Genomic DNA, 5,727 nt, shown 5'->3' on the forward strand with positions numbered 1-5,727 from the left:
ACGGTGTGGGGCGGGGGAAAAAGTAGAGATAACTTCAAAGCTTTACCTATCGCGACCCGTAAGGGTTAGTAGCTACCCCAGCCCTCTCGGGCTAGGATGCTACACATTTGTGCGCCCGTTCAAAGAGTTCCCTGCACAATCTCGTAAATATAAAGTCATTCTGACAATTGCAAGTCAAACACTATCTCAATTAGCTTTGGATTTCACAGAGCAGTATATGTTTACTTTACTAGGTTCGTTCCGTAACAAGATGATATTTGGTGATGTAACACCATATGATGCGAAAATTTTCTCTGACATGTTTGGTGAAACAGAGGAATTTAAAGAATCCGAATCCGAACAAGGGATTTCTCCTATGCAAGAGAATCCCGTTAGTCGCTTAGGTTCGACATATCAAAAATTAAAAGAAGTCGTTATGTCACCAGGAGATATTATGGCACAAGGTGCCTTCATTTGTGCTGCGCGTATTGTACAAGACAATCATGTGCAACCTGTACAACAAATTACTAGTAACTTTGTACCCAAAGAGGAATTTACTCAAGCAATCATTCAAGTAGAGATCAAGTCTGGACAATATTGGGAAACTGAACGTCTTCGACTCATTGAAGAATCTATCGCAAAATCAAATCCTATGAAACATGTAGATGCAAATAATAAAAAACAGATAGAATCATTTCCACCTATGCATGGTGATAAAATAGAACAAAATAATTCCATAGAAACAAACACTGTAGAAAATGTAACTTTTCCTGATTATTTTAAGGATGTCAGTCAACAGGGAAATGTTATTGAAGAAACTGAAAATAAGTTGTATGAAGAAATTAAGGCATTCGTTATTGAATCACAACAAATCTCACCATCTCTTTTGCAAAGAAAATTCAGAATCAGCCATATAAAGGCTGTAAAATTTATTGAGAAGTTAGAACACAATCACATTGTGAGCACTTACACCGGGAATAGCCCTCGTAAAGTTTTAATTTCAAACAATAATAATACGTTGATATTATCAAAGGATTCTCAAATCAATACTACTCCTTCATCTAATACAGATTTAGATAATACGACTTCACGAGAAAATAGCATTCCAAACGAAAAATCAGAAGCAAAGCAAGAGGAAACAGGCTTCTTTAAAGACATCCTATATGATGATGTAGTAGCCTTTGTTAAGGCATCAGGGAATTCTTCTATACATGCACTACAGAACGCATTTAAAATTGATTATACACGTGCTTCAAGATTACAAGATGCCCTACAACGGAATGGCGAGCTGCCGAATATAACAAAAGAGACACATAGGGAAATAGTAGGTCCTAAAAAAAATATGGAGCTAGCAGAACGGAAGAAAGAGGTATCTAATACTATGCTGGAACCAAAAAGGGATATAGATTACCCAATTCATTTAGGAATTCCTGTAGAAACTGATCCATTGCAAAAAAAGCTTCTAACAGAGGGACTTATAACCACAGTATTAGAGGAAACAAAAACAGATATGAAAACTAATTTGAAACCAGCTACAAAAACAGTTAATCCCACTAAAGAAAATAAACTTGATGAAGAGGTTGCAAAAGTTTACGAATCTATTAGCATTACTGTTCATCAAAACTTAGAAAAGAATATGGTAGAGAACACTAGAAATAATGAAGAGCAGCATGAAGATAAACATATCGACTATAAAGAACGCAAAAAAAACTTAAAAGCCAAACAAAAGAATACGTATAACAATACAAATTCACTACTTAATAAAAACCAGCAACAAAAGAAAAATACATCTAATGTAATGAGTAAGGAATTAGATGATTTTTTTGATTAATACCTATAGAAACCTAAAATAACTTTTTATTCAAGATTATATTTTTAGGGAAAATCTAACTTAAATTAGGAGGAAAGGTTAGATATAGTATTTTAACTTTTCCCTTTTCAAAAAATAATACTTGCACAAATTACATAAAAACGTTATATTTTAATTAATAATTATACAAATAAAACATGACTTACGTGAAGGACACACCTTACGTACCATTCCAACGGTACAGGTGTGTCCTTTTTTACGTTCTAGGAGGAAAATATAATGGTTGAAGATAAGGTAAATACTCATATTACAAAAGAACTAGGGATGGCATTTGAACCGGATAACACGCTAGAGGACATCTTTATAGAATCAACTTTCAATCAATTTGAAAGAATACGTGAACATGAATTAGAAGAATTAGCTCGTATGAAACGTGAACGTACTGTAGGGAAAGGCTTAATTACCATAGTATCTGAAAAATTATTCCCAACTAAAAACGGGACATCTGAGCGGATACAAGTGCTCACAATGCAAATTGGTACTCATACGACAGCATATTGTCCACTTACAGAGGCAGGTATAAATATTCCTAAAAATCCTCAATGGCTGATAGGTAAAACAAAACCCGTTATTATTGAGCATTTCCAAAGAACTGAGGAAGGGAACTTTGCTGTTGTATCTATCACCGCAGGAGAACTTGCACTGCAAAGAAAATTATATGAAGAAATAGTAGAACAAGAGGGGAATAAAGTATACACAGGAACAGTTTCTGGACATATTCCATCTGCACAAACAATTCTGGTTGAAGTTCATGGTGTAACAGTGGGAGTAAGATACTCGCAATGGTCCCATTCATTCGTTCGCTCGGCGGATATTATTATTGGTGATGTTGTAGAGCTTATCATCGATAAAGTAGTGGAAAAGGATGGGCGCTACGAGTTTAGAGGAAATAAAAAGAAACTAGAAACGGATCCAATGGAAAAATTATTAGAATTAAACAAACGACGTGACCGCTTTGTAGGTAAAATTGTAGGTGTAGATGCTATTGCTGGGATTTTCGTAGAAGTTGCACCAGGTATTCAGTTTAAAGGGCTAAAAGGTCGTAATCTGGCAAATCCAACCGTGGATGACGCAATAAACCAAACAATTGTTACATGTGAGCTGCTTAATATTGATGCTAAAAATAGAAGAGGAACTGTACGTATCCTAAATTATCCGCAAGGCCAAAGTAAAAAATCTAATTCGTCAATTTACCAATTTTAATCGATGATTATGCGTACAATAGAGAAACAAATGTATACTTATATTCCTTCTATTCCTCATTTATCAAGTGAGGATGTACAAGGACTTCAAATATATCGGATACATGATTTGGATAAAACCTATGTATTCCACTCTTATGACGAATTAGTTAAGTTTAAGCAGCTTTTAACAGAGGAACAATATGCTATACTCAATTTTATTGGTGTTCATACATCCGTTCGGTTTAATCATTTATTATATCTATTCAAGAATAAATTTTCGCGGAAGAAAATTAATAATGCAATTCAAGGATTACTTTACTATCAATTTATCGAAAAATGGCAAGTAGAAATTTTGGATATAGAAATCTTTGAAGAAACATATACCTTATCAAATAATGGATTTAAACTACTAAAATACTGGCAAGGAAATATGTTCTTCTTTGCCCCAGAGCGTCTTGACAATCATGGTAAATATGTTCACCTGCGTTATTGGCATGACATAGACCTACTTTGTCATTTACGCTACGCTTCTTCATTTTTAGGTCATATTATGCATCCATCTATTAGTAAAGGGGTTTTTACCCCTTCTTTAAGTTTTATAGTAAATGGAGGAAAAGAACGTAAATTTAACTTTGTTGTATACTCCACCTTATTATCTGATCAAAAGGATCGATTAAAACGAATAATTGCTAGATGGAAGACTTTTGTAGAGTCAGGAAAAGATGTTATTATGCAGGACTTAGGGAATAACCCTACAATCTTAGTTATTTATGTTTCTACTAAAAAACAAGCAAAGCAAATTAATAATGAACTATTACTTGATTTAATTCCTGGTAAAGTATTGTTATGCATAGGGGAATCTTTACATTTTCAAGGATTACAACACGCTTTTTATCAACCTCTTGCAGAAGGGGAGATCAAACAATTAGATACAAAGCTATTTATAGAAAACTAAGCCACCATACAAGCTTTCGCTTTAAGGGTGGCTTGTTTATTTTATAATTAGCTTGGAGTATTCAAAAAAACTTAACAAAATTAATAATCCTGTATCTACCTCTATACAAAGCACAGATTTTGCGAAATAATATTCTTTGACACCTGTTAATAAAATAACATTATATACAAATGTAGTTATTTCATTGGAGGAATATACAAGAAAGGAGTACTATATTGCTACGTATACAAAGAGGGTACATGTACGATCCTGATGATAATGAGGTAATAGTAAATGAAATTTTCTATGATGGTACATCAGAAAAAAAGTTAGGCAGTAAAATGGGTGTATTTGATGCAGTTAAAGTACCTGTTGCTATTTTTCAAAAGGTCCAGGAAAACGAAAGTATGACCTATATGGAAAGTGTTGAAGTAGAAGAAAAAAATATAAAGGAAATACTTTGTTATTTAGTTCAAAATCAAAAGCCAGAAAAGCTATATTTTGAAATACAGTACATGAAGTAACTCCAGGGATTGAATATAAGAGGGGATTTATAGCAGGGGATTCAGGGGCATTATTATACAATACATGTGGGATCTGCATATAAACTTCCTTCTTATCCCTGTTCTATTGAAAATAATTGAATATAATATAAAAATAGTTTAATATAAATCTATATTTATTGTTTAATTGATTCCGTTTATTCCCACACCCTATGTGTTGTGGTTGAGTTTTAGAAACAAGTTGTATTCTTGTTTCAATTATGAAAGGGCTTCTTTGAGCCGATTAGTGTATATATAGCTTATTTTGCTATGCACATTTTAATCGACTTGAAGAAGTCCTTTTTGTGTTGTCTTCGAGTTAGGAATCACTTATACATAAACTTTTAGGACTAAAAGTATGCTAAATGAGAAAACACATATTTTGTGCTTTTTGTTTAATTTAGAGGGGAGATTATATGAATTTTTACAGAGCATAGCATAAAAAAATATGGATAAACGCACATATTTCGTGCTTTTTATTTAGAAAAGAGGATATTTATGATGAAATATGAACATGCAATTACTTTAGATAAGCCAACATTATCAATAGGGGAAATCATTTAAAACTTTCAAAAGAAAAAAATTAATTACCGCGTTAAAAGTTATGAACTTACTATCTATAAAATCAAACCTTTATATTGTTGGAAATTCCAAAATTTTACGATGAAGTAAGATAATAAGTATCCATTCATAATGGCATTCGAAAGAGAAGAAAAAGGGAATCTAAATATGGAAAGTACTTGTTGCAATGCTAAAAGCACGAGGAATCAGAATATGAAACTTGAGAGGAGTTATATAATATGATTACAGTTAATCGAGGATACATGTATGATCCGGAAGATGATGAATTTTTAATTACCGAGATTTATTATGAAGCTGCTACAGATACTAAACTAGGAAGTAAAATGAATAACTTATCTTACTCAGCCATTCCTAATGAGATTAAAGAAAAAATAGAAGCAACTGCTTCATTATCCTATGTGGAAAGCATTGAGATGTCTCAGCCATTAGCTGTCCTATATCAAAATGAAATTAACATGTATGGAAAACCAGAAAAATTATACTTTGAGTATACAAACATTTAAAAAGAAAAAAGACATTGAACGGTTTGGTCATCTCCCTGTCAAGTAGACAGTAATAAAAAGAGTATTATGCCACGGCCTTTTCCCGATATTCTATCGGGGAAAGGCCGTGAAGTTTTTCTTGGAATCTTTCTGT

General features: G+C 32.8%; 5 protein-coding genes and 1 pseudogene. 5 read left to right on the top strand and 1 reads right to left on the bottom strand.

Annotation, left to right across the window (positions count from 1 at the left end; genetic code table 11):
- Positions 1–109: 109 nt before the first annotated feature.
- The 5 genes and pseudogenes from MR168_RS32055 to MR168_RS32075 form a co-directional block, all read left to right on the top strand.
- Positions 110–1,810: pseudogene (locus MR168_RS32055) on the top strand (DNA translocase FtsK); the annotation flags it as partial.
- A 258-nt stretch (positions 1,811–2,068) separates the two neighbouring features.
- A complete protein-coding gene (locus MR168_RS32060; RefSeq protein ID WP_000228952.1) occupies positions 2,069–3,052 on the top strand; it encodes a hypothetical protein in 984 nt (327 codons plus the stop codon).
- Between the two features lie 9 nt (positions 3,053–3,061).
- Positions 3,062–3,988 (top strand): hypothetical protein, encoded by a 927-nt coding sequence (locus MR168_RS32065; RefSeq protein WP_033685861.1) that lies wholly within the window; start codon positions 3,062–3,064, stop codon positions 3,986–3,988.
- A gap of 215 nt (positions 3,989–4,203) precedes the next feature.
- A complete protein-coding gene (locus tag MR168_RS32070) occupies positions 4,204–4,491 on the top strand; it encodes a hypothetical protein (RefSeq protein ID WP_002083359.1) in 288 nt (95 codons plus the stop codon).
- An 818-nt stretch (positions 4,492–5,309) separates the two neighbouring features.
- The gene (locus MR168_RS32075; RefSeq protein ID WP_000633825.1) at positions 5,310–5,594 is read left to right on the top strand and encodes a hypothetical protein; all 285 of its coding nucleotides are present in this window, start codon (positions 5,310–5,312) and stop codon (positions 5,592–5,594) included.
- A 64-nt stretch (positions 5,595–5,658) separates the two neighbouring features.
- Here MR168_RS32075 and MR168_RS33830 read toward each other — a convergent pair.
- On the bottom strand, positions 5,659–5,727 hold a 69-nt coding region (locus MR168_RS33830; RefSeq protein ID WP_325782447.1), incomplete at its 5' end, for an IS3 family transposase.

It is taken from the genome of Bacillus cereus group sp. BfR-BA-01356 (genome assembly GCF_022663635.1).
Lineage (GTDB): Bacteria > Bacillota > Bacilli > Bacillales > Bacillaceae_G > Bacillus_A > Bacillus_A cereus.